The sequence below is a fragment of the Duncaniella dubosii genome, assembly GCF_004803915.1.
Taxonomy (GTDB): domain Bacteria; phylum Bacteroidota; class Bacteroidia; order Bacteroidales; family Muribaculaceae; genus Duncaniella; species Duncaniella dubosii.
The window spans coordinates 1,645,374-1,670,862 of the sequence record NZ_CP039396.1 but is presented as its reverse complement, the minus strand read 5'-3'; the positions used below and the strand labels follow the sequence as shown (position 1 = coordinate 1,670,862).

Annotated in this window: 25 protein-coding genes and 1 pseudogene; 21 read left to right on the top strand and 5 right to left on the bottom strand. The window is 47.0% G+C overall.

Going from position 1 to position 25,489, the window contains the following annotated elements; translation table 11 throughout:
• Window positions 1–62: 62 nt before the first annotated feature.
• The 5 genes from E7747_RS07250 (at window position 63) to E7747_RS07230 (ending at window position 3,618) form a co-directional block, all read left to right on the top strand.
• Window positions 63–1,772, top strand: a complete 1,710-nt coding sequence (locus tag E7747_RS07250; protein WP_136415053.1) for a hypothetical protein — start codon at window positions 63–65, stop codon at window positions 1,770–1,772.
• Between the two features lie 245 nt (window positions 1,773–2,017).
• Entirely contained in the window at window positions 2,018–2,398 is a 381-nt protein-coding gene (locus E7747_RS07245; protein WP_123613467.1) for a hypothetical protein, read from the top strand.
• Window positions 2,399–2,474: 76 nt separating this feature from the next.
• Entirely contained in the window at window positions 2,475–2,669 is a 195-nt protein-coding gene (locus E7747_RS07240; RefSeq protein WP_123613468.1) for a hypothetical protein, read from the top strand.
• A 107-nt stretch (window positions 2,670–2,776) separates the two neighbouring features.
• Entirely contained in the window at window positions 2,777–3,352 is a 576-nt protein-coding gene (locus E7747_RS07235; protein ID WP_136415050.1) for a GLPGLI family protein, read from the top strand.
• The gene (locus tag E7747_RS07230; protein ID WP_136415048.1) at window positions 3,325–3,618 is read left to right on the top strand and encodes a hypothetical protein; all 294 of its coding nucleotides are present in this window, start codon (window positions 3,325–3,327) and stop codon (window positions 3,616–3,618) included. Before E7747_RS07235 ends, E7747_RS07230 begins: the two co-directional genes overlap by 28 nt.
• A 192-nt stretch (window positions 3,619–3,810) precedes the next feature.
• Here E7747_RS07230 and E7747_RS17475 read toward each other — a convergent pair whose 3' ends face one another.
• On the bottom strand, window positions 3,811–3,966 hold the full coding sequence (locus E7747_RS17475; RefSeq protein ID WP_394366322.1) for a hypothetical protein: 156 nt from the start codon (window positions 3,964–3,966) through the stop codon (window positions 3,811–3,813).
• Window positions 3,967–4,014: 48 nt separating this feature from the next.
• Here E7747_RS17475 and E7747_RS07225 point away from each other — a divergent pair, with 48 nt between their 5' ends.
• The 4 genes from E7747_RS07225 to E7747_RS07210 all read left to right on the top strand — a co-directional run bounded on the left by E7747_RS07225 (window position 4,015) and on the right by E7747_RS07210 (window position 8,317).
• Window positions 4,015–4,599 (top strand): GLPGLI family protein, encoded by a 585-nt coding sequence (locus E7747_RS07225; RefSeq protein ID WP_394366321.1) that lies wholly within the window; start codon window positions 4,015–4,017, stop codon window positions 4,597–4,599.
• A 190-nt stretch (window positions 4,600–4,789) separates the two neighbouring features.
• On the top strand, window positions 4,790–5,650 hold the full coding sequence (locus E7747_RS07220) for a GLPGLI family protein (protein ID WP_136415044.1): 861 nt from the start codon (window positions 4,790–4,792) through the stop codon (window positions 5,648–5,650).
• A gap of 43 nt (window positions 5,651–5,693) precedes the next feature.
• Window positions 5,694–6,857 (top strand): carboxypeptidase-like regulatory domain-containing protein, encoded by a 1,164-nt coding sequence (locus tag E7747_RS07215; RefSeq protein ID WP_136415042.1) that lies wholly within the window; start codon window positions 5,694–5,696, stop codon window positions 6,855–6,857.
• Window positions 6,854–8,317, top strand: a complete 1,464-nt coding sequence (locus tag E7747_RS07210) for a hypothetical protein (protein WP_136415040.1) — start codon at window positions 6,854–6,856, stop codon at window positions 8,315–8,317. The genes E7747_RS07215 and E7747_RS07210 overlap by 4 nt, the downstream gene beginning before the upstream one ends.
• 426 nt (window positions 8,318–8,743) lie before the next feature.
• On the opposite strand, the gene E7747_RS07205 is transcribed toward E7747_RS07210, so the two are convergent.
• Together E7747_RS07205 and E7747_RS07200 are read right to left on the bottom strand one after the other, a co-directional pair.
• Window positions 8,744–10,132, bottom strand: coding sequence for a hypothetical protein (locus E7747_RS07205; RefSeq protein WP_136415038.1), 1,389 nt, complete (start codon window positions 10,130–10,132; stop codon window positions 8,744–8,746).
• Window positions 10,133–10,192: 60 nt separating this feature from the next.
• Window positions 10,193–11,407 (bottom strand): hypothetical protein, encoded by a 1,215-nt coding sequence (locus E7747_RS07200; protein WP_168185272.1) that lies wholly within the window; start codon window positions 11,405–11,407, stop codon window positions 10,193–10,195.
• 145 nt (window positions 11,408–11,552) lie between these two features.
• Here E7747_RS07200 and E7747_RS07195 point away from each other — a divergent pair, with 145 nt between their 5' ends.
• On the top strand, window positions 11,553–12,401 hold the full coding sequence (locus E7747_RS07195; RefSeq protein ID WP_228449284.1) for a phospholipase A: 849 nt from the start codon (window positions 11,553–11,555) through the stop codon (window positions 12,399–12,401).
• A 138-nt stretch (window positions 12,402–12,539) separates the two neighbouring features.
• Here the strand turns inward: E7747_RS07195 and tpx are convergent, their stop codons facing one another.
• Together tpx and E7747_RS07185 are read right to left on the bottom strand one after the other, a co-directional pair.
• Window positions 12,540–13,049, bottom strand: coding sequence for a thiol peroxidase (gene tpx / locus E7747_RS07190; RefSeq protein WP_123613475.1), 510 nt, complete (start codon window positions 13,047–13,049; stop codon window positions 12,540–12,542).
• Window positions 13,050–13,086: 37 nt separating this feature from the next.
• Window positions 13,087–14,190: a hypothetical protein gene (locus E7747_RS07185; RefSeq protein WP_136415034.1), complete on the bottom strand. Its 1,104-nt coding sequence runs from the start codon at window positions 14,188–14,190 to the stop codon at window positions 13,087–13,089.
• A 366-nt stretch (window positions 14,191–14,556) separates the two neighbouring features.
• On the opposite strand from E7747_RS07185, the gene dtd reads away from it, so the two are divergent.
• From dtd to E7747_RS07130, 11 genes and pseudogenes are all read left to right on the top strand, one after another.
• Complete coding sequence (dtd, locus tag E7747_RS07180) at window positions 14,557–15,009, top strand: D-aminoacyl-tRNA deacylase (RefSeq protein WP_136415032.1); 453 nt, start codon at window positions 14,557–14,559, stop codon at window positions 15,007–15,009.
• Window positions 15,010–15,011: 2 nt separating this feature from the next.
• Window positions 15,012–15,371 carry a nucleotide pyrophosphohydrolase gene (locus E7747_RS07175; RefSeq protein ID WP_136415030.1) on the top strand — a complete coding sequence of 120 codons (360 nt, stop codon included), beginning with the start codon at window positions 15,012–15,014 and terminating at the stop codon, window positions 15,369–15,371.
• A gap of 91 nt (window positions 15,372–15,462) precedes the next feature.
• Window positions 15,463–16,347, top strand: coding sequence for a deoxyribose-phosphate aldolase (gene deoC / locus E7747_RS07170; RefSeq protein WP_136415028.1), 885 nt, complete (start codon window positions 15,463–15,465; stop codon window positions 16,345–16,347).
• 136 nt (window positions 16,348–16,483) lie between these two features.
• Entirely contained in the window at window positions 16,484–17,053 is a 570-nt protein-coding gene (locus E7747_RS07165) for a CD225/dispanin family protein (RefSeq protein WP_136415026.1), read from the top strand.
• A 33-nt stretch (window positions 17,054–17,086) separates the two neighbouring features.
• Window positions 17,087–17,497, top strand: a complete 411-nt coding sequence (locus E7747_RS07160; protein WP_136415024.1) for a DUF2752 domain-containing protein — start codon at window positions 17,087–17,089, stop codon at window positions 17,495–17,497.
• A complete protein-coding gene (locus E7747_RS07155; protein WP_136415022.1) occupies window positions 17,494–19,548 on the top strand; it encodes an HD family phosphohydrolase in 2,055 nt (684 codons plus the stop codon). Before E7747_RS07160 ends, E7747_RS07155 begins: the two co-directional genes overlap by 4 nt.
• 52 nt (window positions 19,549–19,600) lie before the next feature.
• Window positions 19,601–21,926: pseudogene (locus E7747_RS07150) on the top strand (glycoside hydrolase family 3 N-terminal domain-containing protein).
• A gap of 90 nt (window positions 21,927–22,016) precedes the next feature.
• The gene (locus E7747_RS07145; RefSeq protein ID WP_228449283.1) at window positions 22,017–23,066 is read left to right on the top strand and encodes a glycosyltransferase family 4 protein; all 1,050 of its coding nucleotides are present in this window, start codon (window positions 22,017–22,019) and stop codon (window positions 23,064–23,066) included.
• Window positions 23,067–23,131: 65 nt separating this feature from the next.
• On the top strand, window positions 23,132–24,139 hold the full coding sequence (locus E7747_RS07140; RefSeq protein WP_123613485.1) for an NAD-dependent epimerase/dehydratase family protein: 1,008 nt from the start codon (window positions 23,132–23,134) through the stop codon (window positions 24,137–24,139).
• Window positions 24,136–24,891 carry a WecB/TagA/CpsF family glycosyltransferase gene (locus tag E7747_RS07135; RefSeq protein WP_136415018.1) on the top strand — a complete coding sequence of 252 codons (756 nt, stop codon included), beginning with the start codon at window positions 24,136–24,138 and terminating at the stop codon, window positions 24,889–24,891. The genes E7747_RS07140 and E7747_RS07135 overlap by 4 nt, the downstream gene beginning before the upstream one ends.
• A gap of 170 nt (window positions 24,892–25,061) precedes the next feature.
• Entirely contained in the window at window positions 25,062–25,487 is a 426-nt protein-coding gene (locus tag E7747_RS07130; RefSeq protein ID WP_123613487.1) for a SoxR reducing system RseC family protein, read from the top strand.
• The last annotated feature ends 2 nt before the right edge of the window (window positions 25,488–25,489 follow it).

Here is a 25,489-nt window from a genome sequence, read left to right as displayed (position 1 = left end):
GAAGTGTCAATGCCACAGAAAGCCCGTTAAACCATCTTATAAATTACACTATACTTTTCCTGATGGATAAATTCATCTTCAGCATTCTTCTCATCCTGCTTGCGTCGTGTTCGTCGACCACACCTGCCGACTGCGCTCTCGGCACGGCCGAAACAATCATGGACCAACATCCGGATTCGGCGCTCTCGATACTCAACCGTATCGACCCATCGGAACTTGTCTCAGACAAATCCCGGGCATTATACTCTCTGCTAATCACACAGGCGCTCGATAAAAATTATATTGATGTCAACTCCGACTCTACAATCAATACCGCCGTCAGCTATTTTGAAAAGACTTCTGACAAAAGACATCTAATGCTTTCATTATATTATCAGAGCACTATCCACTATAATTGCAAAGATTTTTCAGAAAGTCTTATCACCCTCTTCCGTTGCTATGATTTGGCCAACGAACTTGACGACAAATTCTGGATTGCTGTATCTGCCCGCAAAATCTCTGACATCTATCATGAAAACCATTGCGTGACCGAAGAATCTGAATTCGCAAAAATCGCTCTTAATAATTTCAGACTTGCAGGAAATCCATCGTTTATAAACTATGCACTCCACGATGTCGCTCGCGCCTATCATTGCAACGGAGACTACAACATGGCCATAACCATAACAGACGAAGTTCTTGACTCGGCAAAAGTCCACAATGACACTTCTCTAAAAATGAAGGCCTTAGAGCTTCGCGGACTTTCTTATTTCTCACTCGACAAATATGACAAGGCATACGACTGTTTCCAGTCGCTATACACATCCCCTTGTGCGAGCACATCGGATTCCGCCTACTACGGAATCATGAGTTTCTACACAGGTAAGACACGTCAGGCCATAGATATTGTCAATCAATTGAATTCGTCGCCACAACTCAGCACTCCGCTAAGACATTTCCTAAATTACCTGTTTTATACCGTAACTGACTCCACACACAAAGCTCTTGAAATGATGAAAGGAATTAGTTCAGATTCCGACAGCGCACTGAGAGACGTATGCCATCAAAATCTCTTAGGCTCTGTCATGGAATATCATCAATATAAATCTGCCGTCAATCAGGCAAACCTTAAAGCTTCAAGGGCACAGACTGTAACAATAATAGTCATAACCACACTCATAATCGCTATTCTGATTTCGGTTGGCCGTAAACGAATCATGCGACAAAAAGCACTGATTGATGAATATATATCCATGTCCTATGAAATGAAGAAACTCATAGAGGAACATCCGAAGCCCAGTCCAAGTCAGGATGAAATTGCAGAGCTGCCGCTAACCTCCAAGGCTATCGAACAAACAGATGCTCAATCCGACAATCGGAGTCACCCTTCATTAAAACTTCTGGAGGCTCATTTTAAAGAGCTTAATTTACTCTGCAAAAATTTTAATCGTGAAAACACTCCTGATGCACGCAAAAAGGTAAATGACTGTGTGACTCGCATCATTGACTCAATTGCTGCTGATACACAAAGAATAAAAGAACTTGAAAACTATGCCAATTACAGACATGATAATATAATGGTCAAACTCCGAAGTGATTTTCCAAAGCTTAACGAAGATTACTATCTGACATTTCTTTTTTCGTGTCTTGGTTTTTCAGTTCCCACCATATCTTTATTGCTCAAAAAAGAAAATCAAAAGACAACTGTCTACAACTATCGCAAACGACTGAAACAGAAGTTCCGCGAATTCAATGGGGAAAATAAGGATTCATATCTTGAAGCAATGTCATAATACAAAAAAACATTAGTCTTTTTAAGAATAATTACATTAGAAACTTCCGTATATACGCCTAATATACCGCATCTTATCCCCTGATTTGGAAAGTGACTAAAATGTGCATTTTAGTCACTTTCTAAAATTCTGTGTATCTGCGATTTAGCACCATATATGACTAAATATTTGTTGCTATAAAATTTGCCTTTTTCATCTAAAGCATCTAAATTTGCCAGCATCAACAACTAAACCTCACACATAAAATGAAAGCAATCACAACAAGCTCATTTCTTACAATCTTCCTATTATTCTCTTTCGTAGGAATAAAGGCCGAAGAACCGACCACGACAATTAAAGACAAACCCCACCTTATCATACTTACACCTACACGAAACGACAAGCCCCGAACGTCTGTTACTACCTACATCGAATGTCACTATACTTCAGAAAGTATCTCGTTTATTTTACCAAACGACATCCAATATCTTGAAGTAACCATCAGCAATGGAGACGTGACAGAGTGGCAATCAGTTGTATCACATCAGAATCCGGAGATATCACCACTCCCCAATTTCGTTGGTGAATATACTATAACCTGCCGAACAAATCTCAATCAGACATTCCAAGGTTCATTGATATTTTAACCAACACCACTTGTCAACAAAATCTATAGTAGCTACAATAGAATAGTTAATTTCTAATTCATTAATTATCATCAAAATGAAAAAAGCAATTATTACATGCATCTGTGCCCTGTCACTTATCAGCGCTGCTGCTGGAACAATACTCTACAAATCAAAAATTTGTGGTAAAGAAGGCTATACAGTCGATAAAACTTATTTTGAATCAGAAAAAGAAGCTGAGGACTTTTATAACGAAATGGACATTCTTCTGTGTACCGGACTTTATAACTAATAAATTATAACCTTCTAATTATAGGGATATTGTGTATTTGATAATGAATTTGAGCCCAAACTACACAATATCCCTTTTTATTAAATCCAAAACTATAAAATAATTACATGAGAACAATTATTACTATCATATTATTTATACTATTTTTGCCTCAAGTTTATGCTCAATCAGATCTTGATAAGCCTGCTCGACTTGGTGAATACAACAATTTTGATACAAGCATAATGGAGTGTGTTTATGAGCACGCTACCTATGATCCAATTAAAAAAAGTACTCAATGCACTGATTGGATACTGGAAATCGGTAAAAATGGAAGTAAATACAGCTTATATCCGACATATCAATGCGATTCGATAATTAATGCGGACTATAATGGAAAACCAACAAGAGGTGAATATTATGCTGTAGCCAATAAGTTTGAAACCACAAAATTGACAGAACAAATAAAAAATTTAAGCGAAAATAAATTCAAAAACTATGAAAGCATATTCATGGACTGGTATTACTATGAAGAACCTATACCACAAATAGAATGGAATTTGGTTGCAGGAACAGATGAAATATGCGGTCATGAATGCAAGAAGGCGACAACTACATTTCGCGGACGCAACTGGACTGCATGGTATACCGAAGAGATTCCGATAGACAACGGTCCGTGGAAATTCGGTTGTCTCCGGGGTTGATTCTCAAGGTCGAGGATGACAGGAAAGAACATGTATTCGAGGCTTTGCAGCTTCGTAAGAGCAGCCGTGAGTTTGGAAACTTCATTCATTCCTTCATCATAACCACCGACCGGCAGAAGTTCAACAAAATGATGCGTGATTATAAATGGGATGCAGGCAGCTTCATCGGCAACTCCCCCAACATGCCGACAGCATTAGACGGCACTCCAGCCATAAAAAAGAACACCCGGCTGTTCTACAACCCCATTGAACTGGACTGGGAGTAGACGGAGACGCATGATACTTGTTCATTAATTCCCAAATGAATTTATCGGTAAACCTAATTAACACTCCTGATTTAGCAATCGTAAGATTAATTTATCGCACAACAAATCTAAATCAAGGTGTTTAACAATCATGAGTTCAATAGCTTTATGACGCCCAACAAACTTTTACTATTCATCTGCTTGTTTTTCTCTCTATTCCATCTGGAGTGCGACGCCCAGACAAGGAGTCGAGCAGAAAAATACCGCACAATAGACCGATGCAGAATCCAATGCGTATATGAACACTATGTATATGATCCGGTTCTTGATCGGTCGCAAATCGAAGATGAACTTCTCGAAATCGGTCATACAAAAAGCCGTTATTGCATATATGCAAGATATCAACGGGACTCTGTAATGGCCAAGGACTATCCGGATGGATTGCCATTCGAGGAATTTAGAAAAGTAGGAGCCAGATATGGAAGAATGTCGCTTGACGAGATGATAAAGGACAAGGCTAAAAACACAATTACATCATTTGAGCATATCCTCATGGATCACTATATATTTGAAGAACCGACTCCAGACTTCAATTGGTCTCTGTCTGACGAGACGGAAGAGATATGCAAATATAATTGCAAAAAAGCGACCACATCATTCAGAGGGCGCAAATGGACTGCTTGGTATACCGAAGAAATACCCATTACAGACGGGCCTTGGAAATTCGGTGGCTTACCCGGATTGATTCTCAAAGTAGAGGATGATAAAAAAGAGCATATAATGGAGGCTTTGCAAGTGAGAAAGCATGATTCAGATATATCCTATTTCATCCGGTCATTCCTTATAAAAACCGACAGAGAAAAATATAACGAGATGTATAAGGAATTCAGGACAAATGCAGGCTCTTTCCTATCAGGTTCGCCAAATATGCCCAAAAAAGCTGACGGTTCACCCGCAATCGGCAACAAGCGACTGTTTTTCAATCCTCTCGAACTGGAGTGATTCATATCCTTAAAAAAATTTAGAGTCAATCTATAATAATGGGAAAGTCACACTAAATTCGTTGGGAATATTTGTTATTATAAAACAAACTATTTATATTTGCAAACGTAAGATAACATCATCTCACCAATTATAACAAACAGTTCACAACCGAACCAACACATCATAATAACAATTATCCCCACGAACCATGAAACTAATAGTCAACATCACCTCAATCATGCTGCTTATCCTTATTGCAGCAGGCAGTATTGCAGCCCGGAGCCAGTCTTCTAACAGAGGCTCACAGCCTGCAAAACTTAGTAAGGTGCAGTTTGTTGATAAAAGTTTTATGGAATGTATCTATGAACATTCTAATTACGACCCTTTTTTTGATGAGACAAGAATTGTCGATTGGATTCTGGAAATCGGACGTAAAGCAAGCAGATATGGAAACTATAACGAATATCGCCTTGATTCAATATTCGCTGCAGATTATAATGGCAAGCCGACTTATGATGAATTCGACGAAGTTTATAAGAAAGTAGGCTCTTGTTCTCTTACAGAGACACTAAAAATCTTAAATGAAAACAAACTGAATCATTACGAGGGTATTTTCGGAGATTATTATGTCTACACGGAAGAACTACCGGCGTTTGACTGGAAAATCTCTAACGAGACTGATGAAATATGCGGATACAGATGCAGGAAGGCTACTGCCGAATTCAGAGGGCGCACATGGGATGCATGGTACGCCGAAGAGATTCAGATAAGCAACGGTCCTCTAAAATTCGGAGGGTTGCCCGGACTTATTCTGAAAATCGAGGATGAGAAAAAAGAACATATATTCGAGGCAATCCAATTACGTAAAAGCAATAAGGATTTCGGCTATCAATTAAGATCATTCCGTATTCCTACCGACCGGAAGACATTCAATAAGATGATGCATGACTTCAGGTCTGATGTCAGCTCCTTCATTGTGAATTCACCTCTCGCACCAAAAAATCCTGATGGCACGCCGGCAGTTCCACCAAAGCGTCGCCTTTTCTACAATCCCGTGGAAATAGACTGATTCATAAGCACCATAACCTCTCGTATTTTAAACGATTATAGCCTTGAAAAATCCGCGTCACATCTATCGAATGTTGTGGATAGTGATTCTTTTCACTTTCCACAGCCCGGCCTCAGCCCAGTGGAAAGTAAGCGGCCGTGTCGCCGACACGTCAGGCGAACCTCTCCCCGGAGTTGTGGTTACAATTTCGGATGCCGCCGACAAGATTCTGGCATTCTGTTCGACAGACGGCAAAGGGAATTTCACGCTCATCCTTCCGGGCAAACCGTCCGCCGACAGCCGTGTAAGTTTCTCACTGCTCGGATTCTCGACAAAGATTTTTACCCCGGGACAGATGCGTGAAGGGATGAAAGTCACACTCTCCGAATCCCCTCTTGAACTACGGGAAGTGATAGTGAAAATCTCCCCTATAAAAAGCAAAGGCGACACTCTGACCTATGATGTGGCATCGTTCCGCTCCAAGGCCGACCGCAACATCGAGGATGTCATCAAGAAGCTCCCCGGTGTGGAGGTCAGCGAGAACGGCGGCATCTCATATAACGGAGAAAGAATCAACCGCTTCTATATCGAAGGCCTTGACGTGGTGGGCGGGCGCTACGCCATCGCCACACGCAACATCTCGCCTGACGATATTCTCTCGGTCGAAGTCTTTGAGAACCATCAGCCCAAACAGGTATTGAAAAATATCGACATCACCAACAAGGCAGCGCTCAATCTCAAAATGAAGCGCAAAAGCATGCTGAAACCTGTCGGCAACGTCAAAGGAGGCGCAGGGGCTGACGACAACGGCAATGCAAAGTGGCTCGGAGAGGCTTTCGGAATGTTAATCGCCCCGGCGACACAGGTGCTCGCCACCGCCAAGACCAACAACTGGGGGAGTTCGTATGCCAACGAAACGAAGTCGCTCATTGCAGAAAGCGAGGAGAAGACTTCGATTGCAAGCAAACTCTACGGCTCTACTCCTTTCGGCGAGGCCAAAATCCCCTCCGAACGTTATTTCGACAACCGCTCCGCCTCGGTCTCGGTCAACACCATAAGCAAAACCGGACAATACGGCAAGCTCAATTTCACAGCCGACTACACCGACGAGGACAACCGGACCGTCAACACCGAATCAATCACATATAGCAACGGCGACAACCCGCCATCGGCTTCTACGAGAGAATCGAGAGCAATCCGCATGCCCGGGAAGCGAAATTCAGCGTGAAATTCGAAAACAATGCACCTACGGCGTTTATCTCCGACAAGTTTTCGTTTCGCGGACGCTTCGCCGACAACAATTATTCCATTGTCAATTCAGGCGATGTGCTTCAGGATTCGCGCACTGACGACTATAATTTTTCCAACAGCCTTGATGTCACCATCCGCAAGGGAAAGCGAATCGTTTCGTTCCATTCCGACATGGCGGTGGTCACCACACCCGTCTGCCGCATAGGGGCTGTCGACGATGAATCCACGATTCTCGCCCAGCGTGGAAAAGCTCTGTCGTTCACGACTTCAGAAAAGATAGGGCATTCATGGATACTGGGCAACAATTCGACCCTTGGAGTAAACCTGCGTTTCGAGTCGGCTTACGACAAATTCAAATCCGGCTTCACAGCCGCGAACTCCACCTCCGACAACAATGTTGACGGCTATGACCTGCAGGCTATTGTCGAGCCTGAATACCGCTACCGTCCCGGCACACGGTTCAATCTCAAAGTAACATTGCCGGTGACGATGACAGCAATGAGATTCTCCGACCGGCTGACCGACCGGCGATATCCGATTGAAAAAACCGACTTCGGTGTGAGAACCGTGCTGAACTTCAAACCGACCGCAAGACTCAGCAGCACCCTGACACTCGGCAGAACCGTAAGGCTTGGAGGAATAAAGGACTATATCACGAATCCGGTATATGTCACCTACCGCCGGCAGAGAACCTTCGGGTCGGGGATGCTCAACAGTACGGAGAGCTACAGCGCCATGGCCAATATATTTTTCCGCGACCCTATCACGGCATTTTTCGTCACCTTCACCGGACTCTATCGTTTCGGCCACAGCAACCGCATCAGCGGTAGCGACGTGACTGCCGACAATGTGATCTCGTCGGTCGAAAACCGCCGGAACAGCAGCGACATGCTCAACGCAAACCTGTCGGTATCGAAAAACATGCGTCCGTGGCGCACCACCTTCACGATAGATGGCAATATCAATTCATTGAGGCGCAAGGTGCTCAGACAGCAGAAACCATATAGTGTGGGAAATCTTATCTACAAGATTCACGGAGCTGTCACCAGCACACCGTTTAACGGGGCAATCGACCTGTCGGTCAATGCGTGGTATACCCGCTCGATACAGAAAATAGCCGCCATCGGTCTGCGCAACAACGTCAACGACATCGTAGCGCAGGCATCGCTGTCGGTGCATCCGTCAAAGAATCTTGAGATATATTCATCAGGCTACTGGAATCATGTCGTTGTCGTCAATGACACATCAAAGGAAAGCTTCTTTATCGGAGGCGGGGTGAAATATCACACCGGCCACTTCGATTTCGAGCTTAGCGGAAAGAATCTGACCAACTGCCGTTCGTACTCCTACAGCTATTTTTCCGAATCCGACATCTACAGCTACACATTCTCCCTGCGCCCGATAGAATTTCTCGCATCCGTGAAATATACATTCTGAGTATTATAGCTCCACAATAATGCCCGGAAGAATCACTCAGAGCCCTTTTTCGTCAACAGTGCAATGGAAACTTCATAAGTGTTAAGGGCAGCGAAAACCGAAGTAGCACCGATTACCCCCATGCAATAACCATGAGATTATCAACGACGGGTGACATATTGCTATGGGTAGCACCACGCAGATGAAGATAGGGACTAATGTTGATGACATATTTTCTTATTTTTTATTTTTACGATGTTCTCTTTGAGACGCCTCATCCTATAGACACATCTTAGGCCGAAAAGGTGACAAGAAAAAATAAAAAAGTGTCATCCTTAGATTCACTGCCTTTCAACAGCTGACAAGGATGACACTTAGAGTGTCGTCATGCAGTCGTACAAATGTCCAAACCTGTTAATATCAGATTGACCGTTCAGTTACTTGAAATCATTCCTCCTTCGCGGCCTGATATGCTCCGAGGTTCGGATTCGGCCCGCGGTCTACGCCATAGAAGTCCCGACTCCCCTCTTCATGGACGAGGGCTGAGTATCCCGCTCCTATGGCAGGCGACCCGGGCTGAAGGCGGTAGTCAAAATAATAGTCGTTTCTGACCGTATAATAAAGCGGGTCTTCTCCCCATAGGCAGTCGATGAAATTGGCATCGTCGCTGCCATTGCTCTTCAGAAGACAGCGGTGGATTGTGATCTTGCTCCCTTCAAGGTCGCCGGGCGAAAGGTCTGTCCCGTTACCATAGAAGATACAGTTGCCGAACGAGGCCTCAAGCAGAGGCATCCCTGATCCGTCATCGCTTTCGCCATCATAGTGATAGAGCTGCACCGACGCGCCTCCGAGCCCGGCAAAAAGATAATAGTTGGCAAAAGTGCAATTGCTTATCTCGGCCTTTCCGCCGATAAGCGCCATCACACCCTCTGCTGCCTCGGCCACCTCGCATCCGGTTAGACGTATATCTGCATAACGCCCGGTGAGCGAATAACCCGCGCTATTGCGCAGACGGCAGTTCAACATGCTCACCTGCGAAAGAGAATCGGCCGTGACACCAGCTACGGTATTGCGGACAATCGTGTGACTCAGCCTGTTGCCCCTGCTTTCAGGCGCAAATGTCAGCCCCTTCCATTGAGAAGCCATGAGATCGAACGAAATATCGCCGACGACATTGCCGGTGCGGTCACCAGCCATGTTGACAGGACGCTGCGGAGTACCCTCGGTGACAAGTGTCCCTTCAACACGCATAAAAGCCTTATCATGGAAATGCAGCACCGCTCCTTCGGCTATGGTAAGCGTCGCTCCCGAAGCGACCACAAGCGAATCATAGATCTGATATGGATAAACAGCGTCAAAACCGGTGTCGGAATCTATCACGAGGCCATGAATGCGCTTGACATCTTGCCCGGAGGCATTAAGCACCACGCTGCGTGTAACCCCGTTGGTGGTAAAATCAATGACATCGTTGAAATCAGTCAGTTCAGGAAGCCCGTTGGGACGCAAAGTTGCCTCCACAAACATAAAAATCGAATCTTTCGGGCGGATTTCAACATTCTGAAAACTCGTGCCGGAAAAACCGTCGACATTTATGCGGAAACTTCCGTCGCCACCTCGGAGAGCGATATTACTGATATTGATTATCTTGTCATGGCGGTTATAAACCATGAAACGGCTCGTCGGTGTAGGCTCGTCGGTAAAAACCACACCAAGCTTAAGCGTATCGACCGAAAATTCAGGCTGCGCTGACGGCGACGTGTCAATTCCGTCCTCGATACAGCCCACTGAGGCCGAGAGAACTGTTAAAATAAAAACTATGCGGAGGAGTGTTTTCATTCGGTAAAAAGGTGTAATTGCTTTTTACCTAACGCAGAAACCATGCAATTATTGCATGGCTCACCGCTGTGGCTGAGACTTCATTATAGCGTGCTCACCACCCGCAGCCCCGCTCTGGCCGTTATCCATACGTTTCAACTGTTTATCTGGCCGCGGAATAATCTTTTTCGGCGATGCCGGCAATGTAACCGCATTACGTGCAGAAGCCTTATCTGCCACCGCGTCCTTTGCACCTGATTCAGCAACCGTACCAGTCTCCTCATCAGAATCTCCACTGTCAAAAAAACGCGCAAGGCGTGACTTAACACTATCGCCGGCTGCAGTGGCCGAATAACCGCGATAGACCTGATTGCCAAGGCTGTCAGCCACGATAAAATAAGGCACTCCCGGAATCTGCAAAGTTCTCACCGCGATCCCGGCCACACCACCGGCCACCCAGCCTTGCATCCACTTCGCACTGTCGCGACGTATAGCGAGCTTCCACATGGCGCTGTCGCCCATGACAGCGACTTCAAGAGCCTTGAACCTGCGTTTTGGCAGTTTCCCTGTCAGCTCCTTGAGCATGGTGCGCACGCTGTCGCCCTTACCTGTCCCCGTCACCACAATCATGCTGTAAGTCTGGTTCGAGGGCCAATAGCGCAGAGTGGTGTCACGTTCATTCAGCTGCCCGCAGTTGATGGTGATCGGTTTTACTGTTCCGCGCGCCATGGACGAAACCTGCTCTCCGACCATTCCGGGATATGCCCCCACAACCCACGACGGACGTGCCTGAGGTTTAAGAGTATTGACAAGCGAATCGGCCTTAAGCTCATAGCCTCTGGCATTGAAACGCGTCACTAAAAGCATCGCCGACGAAATGCGGTCGGGATGCGCCATCACCTCATCGGCCACAAGAGCGTTGATTGCAGCCACATCGCCGCTCTTCAACACTGAATCATTCTCCGTGACAAAACGCGCATATTTTTCCGAAGCGTCATTACCCTTGATTTTAATCACACCGGGCTTTTCAAGGTCCATCTTCACCTCTAGTTCATCGCCATTCTGTGCGACACACATAAACAGAGGTTCGCCATCTGTCGTGAAAACCTCGACAAGAGTCGGTTCTGACGCCACTCCCCTCAACACAATTTTCCCGTCGACAGGATGAAAACCCGAACGTTGCATGCTCCGTGTGGTGTAATACATCTCCACACCCTTAGAGCCAAGCCCCCGGATTTCACAGTTAATCACAAATTCTTCGTCGTTGCCACATGAGGCCATCGAGACCAGCAACATGATGATTAATATATGAATATAGCGCATGTCCGCAAAATTACTAAATTTTCGCTATATTTGCACTCTTATTCAGAAGCTGTTTGAAATTTCTTTGAAACCACAGCCAACGGACACAACTATTTATCCTCTCAATCAGACCACATTGATGAAAACGCTACTGCGATTCACTCTTATAATGACATTGTTCTTAGTCGGGTTCCGCACAGGGGCGAATGCCCAGATTGTAAGCATCGGAGACGACAGCATCAACACCGACAGCGTACGGCGCGCATTTGACGACGGCCCATATTTCGGCCTTTATAAAGACAATTACTTTATCGTCGGCGTTCCCGTCGGTGAAAAGATAACACGACAAAACAGCAATATCAAATTTCAGATATCCATTGCGCAGCGACTCACACGCAGCTCGCTACCATTCGGGACATATCTCTATCTATTCTATTCCCAGAAGTGTTTCTGGAACATATTTGAAGATTCCATGCCCATGACCGACCTGAACTTCAACCCCGGCATCGGTCTGACCAAGCCGCTTTTCGTAAAGGGACGCTTTGTAGGCAAAGTAAGCCTTATCGCCGAGCACGAGTCCAACGGTCGCGACGGTGCTGCTTCACGTTCTTGGAACAGAATAAGTCTCGCCGGCAGCATTATGATTGACCCTCATATTCTTGTCCACAGTAAAGTGTGGCTTCCGATAATCGACGGTTCGGAAAACAAAGATATCCTCAATTACTGCGGTATCTATCAGATCGGCACTTCAGTGACTTCGACCAACGGACGCATGGGTCTGGCCGTCAACCTTGTCAAAAGAAAGGGCTGGAAACTGAACTACAATACCACCGTCGAGTTTAACTACCGTATATTTCCACGCGACAACCAATATCTCTTCGTGCAATACTACAACGGATATGGCGAAGGGCTGCTTGCCTACAAGGAATTCCACTCGATGCTACGTGTAGGACTTGTCATCAAACCGAAACTCTTCAGCGATTATTAACCTGTCGATTCCATTGCAAACCATGTCATTCCCACGCCGATAACTTCGAATAATTTTTACTACAGAATAACGAGACCTCCCTTCCGACAGAACAAATCCGTCGGAAGGGAGGCTAATCAAATTTATAATCCGATAAATTTATACTTCGTTTCTGAGAACCTTTAGCGCAGCATCATAGTCCGGCTCATTAGTAATCTCCTCGACAAGATCACGGAAAATCACACGACGATTCTCGTCAAGTACAAGGACACATCGAGCAAGCAGCCCTGCAAGCGGACCGTCGACAAGCTGCACACCATATTTCTGACCGAAAAGAGGCGAACGGAATGCAGAACCGAAAACAACATTCTTGATATTCTCAATTGTGCAGAAACGTCCCATTGCAAACGGGAGATCCATAGACACACAGATGACAGCTACATCGTCAAGTTTGGCAGCCTCTTCGTTGAAACGGCGCACACTACGGGCACATACTTCCGTGTCAAGGCTTGGAAATATGTTGAGAACCACGCGCTTTCCTGCAAAATCAGTGCAGAGCAACTGCGACAGATCCGCGCCTGCGAGATGAAAACAAGGGGCTGTCTCGCCAATCGAAGGTACTGAGCCGCAAGTATGACACGGCTGGCCTTTAAAAAATACGGTTTCCATTATTCTGTAGTTTTATGATTTCATTACTAACTATAGTCTATTCGACAAGAGCCATCGTCTGTAAAACAATATTTCCAAGCTCCTTGTTGAATCCGAGCACCACATTTTTCACTTTTCCGGCCGTGTCGGTCATAATTACCACCGGCATGGAGGCCACTCCGCAATCGCGTACAAGCGATTTGCCGTTCATCAGAAGATGCTCGCCGGGACGAATCGAAGGGATAACGCTCTCGATTGCATCGATATTAGTCGAATTAAACACCCAGATTACATCGGCCTGAGACGGTAGCCGGTCTACTGCTCCACGCACACCTTCAACCAGCTCAGCATTAAACCCGGCCGAGGGGTCGAGAATTGCAATGACTGTCGGAGCAGCGAAACTGTCGCCACGGTGATAGGTGTAACGCTCGCCGGTAGTGGTCGGGAGTGAAAATGTCGGGAACTGAGTCCCGGCAAGATTCTCGATACGGAAATTATTCTCCCTGTATTTCTCAAAAACTTCAGGATAAAGCGCCATTAGAGACTCTTCACTGAGTTCAGGACAGTGCATCTCAGCCGGATAGTGATAACTTACGAGCATCGACTGCTCTGTTATCTGACCGGGATTGCTTTCAGTGTCGATACGCATCGGCATCATTGTCGAAGCATCGAATATGAAGCGTTTCTCCATTGCAGTGACATCGTTGACCTTCATCACTGCCGTGATTTCAACAGCTTTCTTGCCGTCAAATGTCACATCCGGTTTAATATCGAGCATATAGCGGTCATCATTTTCCATTCCGGCGAGTTCCTTGGCTATATAACATGGATAAAGGTCGGTAAACTGTGCATTGCCCTGCACCCCTACCGAATTGCCACGCGACATGAAAGGAATCGAATCCCAATCCATGTGATATTCCTGAAGACGCTCGTTGCGATACCGGTAATGATGCCCGTCGAAATAGGCCGAGAAACCTTTCACCGTGCCAGACGGGGTCTCCAGTCCCCATTCTGTCAGATAGGAGCACGGCGACAATTTGTCGGCGGGTGCCGGAGCAGAAGCAAGACTGACCTCATAGACAACATCTTTGTCACTCTGCGGAAGCGACACATTGAAACTTGCATTGGCCTCATAGCAACCCGTCTTTTCCAGAGCTGCCACAACGTCAGCAATCCCTTGGGCAGAAATACCCAAGGGACCTAACGCTGCTAACACCATTAACAATCTTGATTTCCCTTTCATAAACAATAGTTGACGTTCATTTCTAATAACGCTATTTTTCTCAAATCAGTTCACAGGATTCGAAAAAAATCGGAATTATAATCCTCGTCACATAAAAGAATCAGAGTATGGACGACTATTTACTTGCCGCGGTCCCATATCATGAATAAGATAGGTCTGAGATATGCGTCATAAAATCCTGAATGCCGGATACAATCTCAAAAAATCATGGATTCTGAGGCCGTTGTCCTCATTTTTCATCACTTTCAGACATATAATCCGATTTATTTCGTAAATTTGCGGATTATGAAGTTAGTAATTCAACGTGTCATTGAGGCTTCCGTAAGCATAGGCGGGGAGCTTCACAGTGCTATCGGCCAAGGGTTGATGGTTCTTGTCGGCGTGGCCGAGGGTGATACCCCCGACGATGTGCGTTGGCTTGCATCAAAATGTGTTGCAATGCGTATTTTCTCCGACAATGCCGGAGTGATGAACCGCTCTCTCGCAGATGTTGATGGCGAACTGCTTGCCGTCAGCCAATTCACGCTATGCGCATCAACCCGCAAAGGAAACCGGCCAAGCTATATACGGGCTGCCGGCCACGACATTGCAATCCCTCTCTACGAAATGTTTTGCGACGAATGCTCTTCGCTTCTTGGAAAAGAAGTTAAAAAGGGGGTGTTTGGGGCTGACATGCAGGTGTCACTTGTGAACGACGGCCCTGTGACAATTGTTATAGATTCAAAACTAAAGGATTGACTATGGATTTCACACCTACGGCCGATGATTCTATTTCGCTGCGTTCGCTCCAGACGGTAGTCGACAAATGGATTACTACTGTCGGGGTACGTTACTTCTCGCCTCTCACCAATATGGCAATCCTCGCAGAAGAGACCGGTGAAGTGGCCAGACTAATGGCCCGTATATATGGCGACCAGTCATTTAAGAACGGAGAAAAGCCCGACGCGCTTGCCGACGAACTCGCCGACCTCCTCTGGGTACTGACAGCTATAGCCAACCAGACCGGGATAGATCTGACCGAGGCATTCCGACGCAACATCGAAAAGAAAACCGCACGCGACACACTGCGCCATGCCTCAAACCCGAAGTTAAAGCAATGACCTTTACGGCCTCAAAGTCAAAGACAGACTGTGTCGTAAAAACCAGAATATTACAGTTCACCTAATACCCTAAACTTAAATAATAATCATCATGGATAAATATCAACAAGTCCTTGCCGACAGCCGCGTCACCACATCTGACGCCGAAGTCGCAGCAAAAGTCAATGAAATCCTTGACAAGCACCTTGCCGAGAACAACACTCCTGAAGTCCTCAAAAAAATATTCAACTCCATAGACCTCACCACCCTGAAGTCAACTGACTCACAGCGTTCGGTAGCCGATTTCACAGAGAGGGTCAACGCTTTCGCCCACGAACATGCCGACCTTCCAAATGTGGCAGCCATCTGTGTTTATCCCAACTTCGTTCCTATCGTACGCACTGTGCTCGACTGTTCCGATGTCGACATCGCCGCTGTCGGAGGCTGCTTCCCGAGCGCCCAGAGCTTCATTGAGGTCAAGGTTGCAGAAGTCGGTCTGGCCGTCGAAGCCGGAGCTGACGAAATCGACGTAGTGCTCGGACTCGGAGATTTCTTCGACAAGGACTATGAGGAAGTATGCGACCAACTTTCAGAAATGAAACACTCATGCCGTGACTCGCTCATGAAAGTAATCCTTGAGACAGGCGCACTCAAGACAGCCGAAAACATCCGTAACGCCTCAATTCTTTCGATGTATGCCAGAGCAGACTTCATCAAGACCTCTACAGGTAAAGAATATCCCGGCGCATCGATCGAAGCAACCTATATCATGTGTGAATGTATCAAGGAATACTATGAGAAGACCGGCCGTATGGTAGGTTTCAAGGCCGCCGGAGGAGTATCGACCACTGAAGACGCTCTGAAATACTACACAATCGTGAAAACTGTCCTCGGTGACCAGTGGGTTGAGACCAACGAGTATTTCCGCCTCGGAGCGTCACGACTTGCCAACGCAGTCCTCTCAGACATCCTCGGCGAAGAAACAAAATTTTTCTAATCAGACACTGATACAGCCCCGCTGTGTCACGGATTGAACACGGGGACGCGAATCCGCACGTCCCCTCATCCACATACTCTAAATATTTTTCATCCATTCTTCCGCGCTAACAACACCATTTTCCTTACCACCACAAATGAAATACTGGATCATAATCGACAGTGTGCAGGAAGGACCGCTCACACTTGAAGAGGTCGCCTCGAAACCGGAACTCAACCCTTCGACCCCGGTATGGCACGAAGGACTGAGCGACTGGACTACCGCGAGTGCCATTCCTGAGATCGCAGCAATCCTTTCCTCAAACAACGAGAACCAAGGAGACAGCCATACATATTCCGGTCAGCAAGACTATACCAGACAGAGCAATCCTTACAGCGCATATAACAGCAGCCAGCACCACTACGGCCAGCCATATGGACAAAATCCTTACGGACAACAGCCGAATGACCCGAACGCTGTCCCGCCTATGCCCGACAATTACCTTATATGGGCCATTCTGGCAACAATCTGCTGCTGCATACCCTCGGGAATAGTCGCAATCTTCTATGCGGCAAAAGTCTCGCCTGCGTATTACCGTGGAGACTATATAGCGGCTCTCGACGCATCGTCAAAAGCCCAGCTTTGGGTAATCATCTCGTTTGTCGCCGGACTTATATGGGCACCGTTCTCGGTAATCTTCGGGCTCTGTTCTGAATCTGCCTTATGACTAACACGAACAAGAAACAATCTGTCAGTACACATGTCGCCAACCGAGAGAAAAATCAATGCCCGGTTTTCCCTATACCGCCGTCTACTGATTGCCGGTCTTTGCGTGGCAGCCATAGGTCTCTGCGTTCTCTATCTGAATTTTGAACCGTCATCAGGGCTCTATCCCCGCTGCATGTTCAAGATGCTTACAGGACTTTCTTGTCCCGGCTGCGGCTCTCAGCGGGCCATACACGCCATTTTTAACGGAGACTTGAAAGCAGCCTTCAGTTATAACGCGCTTTTTATCATTGAAATCCCACTGCTGGGATTGCTTATATTATCGCGGCATATAGGATCTCGACAGACTCGACTCCAACGCACCCTTTCTTCACGGTTTTTCATCCTCTTTATCCTCACAACCATCATTATCTGGACCATTGTCCGCAACATCTTCGACATATGAAATCAATGCCATCGCGCCAACTCTCGCTCCGGATTCTGCTATTCATAGCTGTTGTGTCAGTGACGGTGTATTTTCTCCCGCGTTCTGCCGAAAACCACTATACTTTTGAGGAAGGACGACCGTGGAGCTATGCCCTGCTGACAGCACCGTTCGACATTCCCATACACCTTGACTCGCTCAGCGCAGCCAAGGTCAAAGACAGCATCGACACGCATTTCGAGCCCGTATTCACGCGCGATCTGACAGCCGAAAAGACTATTATATCGGACTACACAACCCGTCTTAACGCCACAAAAGATCTTGACATAACACCGGCCCAGCGCAACCAGATAATAAAAGAGATACGTAAAGTCTATGAAAATGGAATCGTAGACCGGGATACATATGCAAAAATATCGTCAGGAAAACTGCCTACGGTACGTTTCATTCACGACAACGTGGCCATCAGTATTCCGACAGCCAACTATCTTTCAGCCTTCAGGGCCTATGAGCATCTCGACAGTGTGCTCAAAGATCCAAATGTCCGTCAGGCTATATCGGCGACCAAGCTCTCTCAAGTCCTTCATCCAAACATCCTTGTCGACACCGTGACCTCACGGCGTCTGCTAAACGAGTCTTACCAAAAAGCGATGGCCCCTGTCGGAGTCATCCAGCAAGGAGAAAGAATAATAGATAAAGGCGACATCGTGACATCACGTCTGGCAACAGTCCTCCATACCTATGAAAAAATAGCCAACGAACGCGGCAACAGCGCCATCTCCCAACACTATTATCCAATAGCCGGACAGACGCTATATATGCTTATACTCTACGGAATGCTGTTTGCCTATCTCTACATATTCCGGCGTGACTATTTCGAGGATGATCGGACTGTGGTGTTTATTATAACCCTAATCGGCCTCTTCACTCTTTTTGCGTTTGCAATGCAGGCCGGATTTTCAACAGGATTCTACATCACTCCGTTTACCATAGTGCCAATCCTCGTGTTGATATTCCTCGACTCGCGCACAGCCTACTTCTGCCATGTGATTCTGGTTCTGATCTGTTCCATAGTCGCCTCGTTTGCGCTTGAATTCATCTTTATGCAGTTCATTGCCGGCGTCGTGGCCATAGACTCTCTTAAGGACCTCTCACGCAGAAGCCAGCTTATACGCACAGCGGCTCTCATATTTCTCGCATACACACTCTCATACGTGGCTATCGAAGTCATGCAGGCCGGATCGCTCGCACGGACTGAAGGCAGGATATTCGGCTGCTTCGCTATCAATGCCATACTCATTTCGTTCAGCTACGTGCTCATGTTCCTGCTCGAAAGAGTCTACGGATTCACATCGCGTGTGACCCTTGTGGAACTTTCCGACATCAACAATCCGCTCCTGAGAGAATTATCCGAAGAATGCCCCGGCACATTCAACCATTCCATGGCTGTCAGCAATCTCGCATCAGCCGCCGCATCAAGAATCGGAGCAAACGTGCAGCTTGTCCGCACAGGCGCACTGTATCACGACATAGGCAAGATAAAAAATCCGGCATTCTATACCGAAAACCAGCATGGAGTCAATCCGCACGACGCTCTTGATCCGATACAGAGCGCACGCATAGTCACCGGCCATGTAAACGAAGGTCTTGCCCTTGCCGAAAAAGCAAAACTTCCGAAGGTCATCCGCAATTTTATCTCCGAACACCACGGAGCTGGTAAAGCACGCTATTTCTACACCACCTATTGCAACGCACATACTGACGAAGAAGTCGACCCGGCCAATTTCACCTATCCCGGGCCCAATCCACAATCGAAGGAAACCTCCCTTCTTATGATGGCCGACTCCGTGGAAGCAGCATCACGCTCTATGACAGATCACTCGCCGGAAGCTATTTCGGCACTTGTCAACAAGATTATCGACTCTCAGATAGCCGAAGGACTGCACAACGAGTCGCCGATATCATTCCGTGATGTAAGCACGATAAAAGAAGTGTTCGCACAGCGTCTGCGAACAATGTATCACTCCCGCATATCATATCCTGAATTAAAGAAGCCGGAATCCGCTTCCTGATAGAATACTCTTAATCAAAACCAATCATCTCCACCGCCAAACCGACACAACCATGCTTCGCAACCTTCTCCTTTCGCTTGCAACCGTGACTTTCCCGGTCATGGCCTATACACCTATAACCCTGCCAGTCATCCCCTCAGATCCTGCAATCGAGAAAAAAGTCCAAGAAACACTCTCCAAGATGACACTTGAGGAAAAAATCGGACAAATGACCCAGATTCAGCTCGATATTCTCGGAGAGAACGGACCTGACGGCAAATTCAGGCTTGTCAAGGAGAAAGTCGACACTGTAATAGGCATATATAAGGTAGGATCGATACTGAATGCTCCATACTCTTATTGTCTTGATGCCGAATCATGGAACGTAATCATTCCACAGATTCAGGAAGCCTCGATGAAATATATCGGCATCCCCTGTATCTACGGTCTTGACCAGAATCACGGTACCACCTATACAAACGGAGGGACACTGTTTCCGCAAAACCTGAATGTGGCGGCCTCGTTTGACACCGAACTTTGCAGAAGAGCAGCCGAAATCACGGCTTACGAAACGCGTGCGAGCGACTGTCCGTGGACATTCTCGCCAACACTCGACCTTGCACGCGATCCCCGCTGGCCACGATTCTGGGAAAACTATGGTGAAGATCCACTCGTCAACGCCATGATGGGAGCGGCCGCTGTGCGTGGATTCCAAGGCGATGACCCTAACCACATCGACAGGAACCACATAGCAGTCTCGGTCAAACATTTCATGGGCTATGGCGTACCGTTTTCCGGCAAAGACCGCACACCGGCCTATATTTCCGCATCCGACCTGCGCGAAAAACATTTTGCGCCCTATCTTGAAGCAATCAAAAACGGAGCGCTTACCATAATGGTAAATTCATCGTCGATTAACGGAACACCTGTCCATGCCGACCCCATCCTGCTTACAAAATGGCTGAAGGAAGACCTGCAATGGGACGGCCTCATCGTCACTGACTGGGCAGACATCAACAATCTCTACACCCGCGAGAAAGTAGCGAAAGACAAAAAGATGCCATACGCATCGCCATCAACGCAGGCATCGACATGGCAATGGAGCCCTATAAGGTAGACTACTGCGACATACTCAGGGAACTTGTCGAAGAGGGAAAGGTCAGCATGAGCAGAATCGATGATGCAGCCTCCCGGGCACTCCGTCTGAAATACCGTCTCGGACTATTCGACCATCCAAACACCCTTTTAAAGAATTATCCGAAATTCGCATCCAAAGAGTTTCAAAAACGGCTCTCGACGCAGCTGCTGAAACTATGGTGATGCTGAAAAACGATGACAACATTCTGCCGCTAAGCCAAAACACACGGATTATGGTGACAGGCCCGACAGCTACATCGATGCGTTCGCTCAACGGCGGATGGTCATACACGTGGCAGGGACATCTGACAGATGACTACGCAAAAGACTACAACACAATACTCGAAGCTCTGACCAACAAATTCGGGGAATCGAATGTCACGTATGTCCCGACAGTGACTTTCAACCAGAAAGGCTCTTATCAGGACGAAAACGTTGCTGATATGGAGAACGCAGTCAAAGCGGCAGCCAGCTCTGATGTGATAGTGGCATGTATCGGTGAAAACTCCTATTGCGAAACACCGGGCAATCTCACAGACCTCTATCTGTCAGCCAACCAACGCAACATGGTCAAAGCCCTTGCCAAGACAGGCAAACCGATCGTGCTTGTCATCAACGAAGGACGCCCCCGAATACTTGCTGACATCGAACCGCTTGCCAAAGGAATAATCGATATCATTATTCCCGGAAATTTCGGAGGCGACGCACTTGCCGAACTCATGGCCGGAGAGCGAAACTTCTCAGCCAAACTGCCGTTCACATATCCTCGTGAAATCAATTCTCTTGTCACGTATGACTATAAGGTCAGCGAAGAAGTCGGTAAAATGGAAGGTGTCTATGACTACGATGCCCGTGTGAATGTGCAATGGCCTTTCGGATATGGCAAAAGCTACACGACTTTTGAATATTCTGACCTTAAAGTCGATAAAACGGAGTTCACACCGTCCGACATACTTACCGTAAGTGTCAGTGTGACAAACACAGGTTCTCGCGACGGCAAAGAAGCTGTGCTGCTCTTCTCGTCGGATCTTGTGGCATCAGTCGTTCCCGACAACAAACGTCTGCGCGGATTCTCCAAACTCGCACTTATGCCGGGAGAAACACGCACTGTAAAATTTACCGTACCGGCCTCAGATCTTGCCTTTGTAAACGCCCACGGACAATGGACACTCGAAGAAGGTGATTTCACTCTACAGGCCGGTAACCTCTCCATTCCCATACACTGCACCACAAGCTATACATGGGACAGGCCAAATATCTGACGATTTCTTGGGCGTTCACACAATTTTTAATCTTCTTAACCGTTTTTAAGACGTTTAACCCACTGAAAATTCCGAATAAGGATGCTTAATATGCCTGAAGTGCTTGTGCTTGCTACCTCCCGCCGTACACACGGCGGGATTTCGTCCGTAGTCATGGCTCACGAAATGGCAAATGAATGGAAAAAGTACGGATGTCGGTGGATTGCGACTCACCGCAACGGGTCTATAGCCGTCAAACTCCTTTATATGATGACCGGCATGGCAAAATACCTCTGGTATCTGCCTTGGTGCAAGACCGTACACATCCACATCGGAGAAGCACCGTCGGCAAGAAGAAAATCACTGTTTATGCGGCTTGCAAAACTCACCGGCAAAAAAACAATCGTACATTTTCATGCTTTCGACACGGCTTCGACCATAGAAGGGCCTTACAGCGCTGTCTACAAAAAACTTTTTGACGATGCGGACCGCGTGATAGTGCTGTCAAAGATGTGGGAGAACGCCGTATGCTCTACATTTGAACTTGGCGACAAAGTGCGTGTGCTCCACAACCCTTGTCCGAGAATCGCCGACACTTCAGTAGAAGTCAAGAAAAAAAACATAATCCTTTCCGCCGGAGTCGTCAGCCCACGCAAGGGTTACCACGACCTGATCAGAGCTTTCGCCATCATCGCACACAAATACCCGCAATGGAAACTTGTCTTTGCCGGAAGCGGAGAAATTGAAAAAGGAAAGGCAATCGCGCGTGAGGTTGGAATCGAGAATCAAGTTGAATTTCCCGGATGGATCGCCGGCTCTGACAAAGACAGGCTGTTTCGTGAGACATCGGTATTCTGCCTTCCAAGTTATGCCGAGGGATTTCCCATGGCGGTTCTTGACGCTTGGGCATACGGACTTCCCGTCATAGCAACTCCTGTCGGCGGCCTACCCGACATTGTGCATGACAACGAAGATATCCTTCTGTTCCCTCCGGGTGATACGAAAGCTCTTGCCGACCAACTTGAAAAGATGATTGCTGACACTGCTCTACGACATAGAATAGAAAGCGCCTCACGGCAGTTTGCGGAGGAGAGTTTCAATATAATAACAATAGGACATCGCCTCGGAAAGATTTATTCAGAACTTTCCGACAAACGCTAAGCGACGATTCTACGAGAAGATCTGAAATTTTTAAACTGAATATAAAAATCCATACGACAATAGCTATGAGCAAAATACTTGTAACAGGCGGTTGCGGAATGATTGGCAGCAACCTTGTGAAACGCCTTGTGAAAGAAGGACACGACGTGAGCATAATCGACAACCTATGGCGAGGAAAGCTCGAATATCTCAACGACGAATCAGGTAAGCCGGTCATTGATATCGACAGCCGTTTTTTCAACATAGACCTTTCGGACGGTCATGCGGATATAGACAAAATTGTAAATGACAATGAATATGTCATCCACCTTGCCGATATAGTAGCCGGTATTGACTACGTTTTTGGCAATCAGGGAGGCCTCTTCCGTCAGAACAACCTCATCAACACCAACCTTTTCGCTTCCGTTCGCAGAGCCGGCAAAGAAAGGATCAAAGGTCTGATCTATGTAGGCACCGCCTGCAGCTACCCGCTGACCCGTCAAAACTCACTTGACGTAGTGCCACTGCGCGAAGACGAACTATTCCCGGCTCTCCCCGAATCAGCATACGGATGGAGCAAGCTTATGGGACAACTGGAAATAGGCTATCTTGAAAAAGAGACCGGCATTCCATGCTGTACCCTTCAGTTCCACAACGTATATGGCTCGCCTTGTGACTTCGGCGAACGCAGTCAGGTAATCCCGGCACTCATCCGTAAGGCAATCAACTATCCGAATGAGGAATTCATCGTGTGGGGCAGCGGAAAACAGGGCCGCGCGTTTCTTCACGTAAATGACGTGGTTGAGGCGCTTGTCCGCGCACTTGACAAAGGCTGGGGACACGGATGGATCCAGATCGGCCCGTCGGTATGCACTTCAATTGCAGAAATCGCTGAAACAGTTGTCAAAATCAGCGGCAAAGATATCAAACCGTTTTTCGACACAACCAAACCCGAAGGCGACAAAGCCCGCAGCGCCGATTATTCAAAAGCCAAAGAAATCCTCGGTTGGGAACCAAGCGTAAGCCTTGAGGATGGACTGCGCCAGCAATACAAATGGGTTGAAAACGAGATTGCCAAGTCCAACAAACAATGAACGAAGACAAAAAATATTTCAATGTGCGCATCGAGTTTGACCGTGACAAACTCGATCGCACTATTTTCGATGCCATCGAAAAAGGCATCCCCGGCTACAGCTGCTCCGTAGAGGCCAACAACCTTACCATAGCCAACCAGAATCCCGAATTCCTGAAAGTGCTCAACGGAGCGCTTGTCAACAACTGCGACGGCAGCGTGCTCGCCAAAATCCTTGCATGGATCCATAAAGAACCAATCGACAGCTACATCGGGGCAGACATATTCCTGAAATACATAGCCATGCGGCGTTTCCGCCAATTCTTCCTCGGCAATACCGAAGAAGTGCTTGCCGGACTTCGCAAAAATCTTTCGGAAATAGACCCGGCAATCAAAGACATGCGTTTTGAAACCCTTCCATTCCGAGCTGTCGACGAATTCGATTATCAAGGCATAGCCGACATGATCAATGCTGATAACCCCGACATTATATGGGTCAGTCTCGGAGCACCGAAGCAAGAAATGTTCATGTCGAGACTCAAACCATATCTCAAACGTGGAGTAATGTTCGGCTATGGAGCAATTTTCAATTTCAATGCCGGAGTAGGCGAAGTGAAGCGTGCACCTCAATGGATGCTCAAACTGCGCCTTGAATGGCTACATCGCGCCCTCGAACAGCCACAGAAAAACATCCCGCGCTACTGGAACTTCGTCAAGACCCTGCCACAACTCGTAAGCGAAGAACGCCGGAAAGTCGCCCGTCAGAGCCGATAACCCACATCACTACAGATTCCCTTTACAAATTTCCACAATCTCTTTCCAACTGATAAAATTACAACAAGAATCGCCCTAAAAAACGGCGATAATGCAAAACGGTTTGCTGTTTTTAGAGAAAATAGTTAACTTTGCCCCTCGCATACCTCAAGTGTTTTTTATCTATTATCATGAGTAAAGAAGACGTAACCCACCGTGGAATCATCCAGAAAGTGGAGCGCAGCTCTCTTGTCATCCTGACCGAAGACGAATGCAAATGTGACGGCTGTGCCATCACTGCATTGTGTAGCAGCAAGGGTGGAGAACAAAAGGAGCTGTTGAAAATCGACACTCCTTTAGCCGGGGATTTCTCAGTAGGTGAGCGTGTTGAGGTCAGTGCCACATCAAGCTCCACACTTCGGGCCACATGGTGGGCGCTCATACTGCCCACCCTAATCTTCGGAGGTGTCATTGTCGGGCTAAGGCTCGGATTTCCTTCACTCGGAGGATGGTCAATCGCCCTCGGTTTCATCGCCCTCGGTCTCTATGACCTCTTCCTGTATGCGAAGCGAAAGAGTCTTGCTCAAAAAATCAGTTGGAAAATTAGAAAAATATGACG

What these genes read in the sequence shown, in the direction of transcription:
- E7747_RS07175 (WP_136415030.1), top strand. Translation starts at nt 15,012, where the DNA reads ATGGATTTCACACCTACGGCCGATGATTCTATTTCGCTGCGTTCGCTC.
- E7747_RS07195 (WP_228449284.1), top strand. Translation starts at nt 11,553, where the DNA reads ATGAAAACGCTACTGCGATTCACTCTTATAATGACATTGTTCTTAGTC.
- E7747_RS07200 (WP_168185272.1), bottom strand. Translation starts at nt 11,407, where the DNA reads ATGTTGCTGGTCTCGATGGCCTCATGTGGCAACGACGAAGAATTTGTG.
- E7747_RS07240 (WP_123613468.1), top strand. Translation starts at nt 2,475, where the DNA reads ATGAAAAAAGCAATTATTACATGCATCTGTGCCCTGTCACTTATCAGC.
- E7747_RS07205 (WP_136415038.1), bottom strand. Translation starts at nt 10,132, where the DNA reads ATGAAAACACTCCTCCGCATAGTTTTTATTTTAACAGTTCTCTCGGCC.
- tpx (WP_123613475.1), bottom strand. Translation starts at nt 13,049, where the DNA reads ATGGAAACCGTATTTTTTAAAGGCCAGCCGTGTCATACTTGCGGCTCA.
- E7747_RS07220 (WP_136415044.1), top strand. Translation starts at nt 4,790, where the DNA reads ATGAAACTAATAGTCAACATCACCTCAATCATGCTGCTTATCCTTATT.
- E7747_RS07245 (WP_123613467.1), top strand. Translation starts at nt 2,018, where the DNA reads ATGAAAGCAATCACAACAAGCTCATTTCTTACAATCTTCCTATTATTC.
- E7747_RS07165 (WP_136415026.1), top strand. Translation starts at nt 16,484, where the DNA reads ATGAAATACTGGATCATAATCGACAGTGTGCAGGAAGGACCGCTCACA.
- E7747_RS07225 (WP_394366321.1), top strand. Translation starts at nt 4,015, where the DNA reads ATGGCCAAGGACTATCCGGATGGATTGCCATTCGAGGAATTTAGAAAA.
- E7747_RS07235 (WP_136415050.1), top strand. Translation starts at nt 2,777, where the DNA reads ATGAGAACAATTATTACTATCATATTATTTATACTATTTTTGCCTCAA.
- E7747_RS07155 (WP_136415022.1), top strand. Translation starts at nt 17,494, where the DNA reads ATGAAATCAATGCCATCGCGCCAACTCTCGCTCCGGATTCTGCTATTC.
- E7747_RS07160 (WP_136415024.1), top strand. Translation starts at nt 17,087, where the DNA reads ATGTCGCCAACCGAGAGAAAAATCAATGCCCGGTTTTCCCTATACCGC.
- E7747_RS17475 (WP_394366322.1), bottom strand. Translation starts at nt 3,966, where the DNA reads ATGACCGATTTCGAGAAGTTCATCTTCGATTTGCGACCGATCAAGAAC.
- E7747_RS07135 (WP_136415018.1), top strand. Translation starts at nt 24,136, where the DNA reads ATGAACGAAGACAAAAAATATTTCAATGTGCGCATCGAGTTTGACCGT.
- E7747_RS07250 (WP_136415053.1), top strand. Translation starts at nt 63, where the DNA reads ATGGATAAATTCATCTTCAGCATTCTTCTCATCCTGCTTGCGTCGTGT.
- E7747_RS07140 (WP_123613485.1), top strand. Translation starts at nt 23,132, where the DNA reads ATGAGCAAAATACTTGTAACAGGCGGTTGCGGAATGATTGGCAGCAAC.
- dtd (WP_136415032.1), top strand. Translation starts at nt 14,557, where the DNA reads ATGAAGTTAGTAATTCAACGTGTCATTGAGGCTTCCGTAAGCATAGGC.
- E7747_RS07145 (WP_228449283.1), top strand. Translation starts at nt 22,017, where the DNA reads ATGCCTGAAGTGCTTGTGCTTGCTACCTCCCGCCGTACACACGGCGGG.
- deoC (WP_136415028.1), top strand. Translation starts at nt 15,463, where the DNA reads ATGGATAAATATCAACAAGTCCTTGCCGACAGCCGCGTCACCACATCT.
- E7747_RS07130 (WP_123613487.1), top strand. Translation starts at nt 25,062, where the DNA reads ATGAGTAAAGAAGACGTAACCCACCGTGGAATCATCCAGAAAGTGGAG.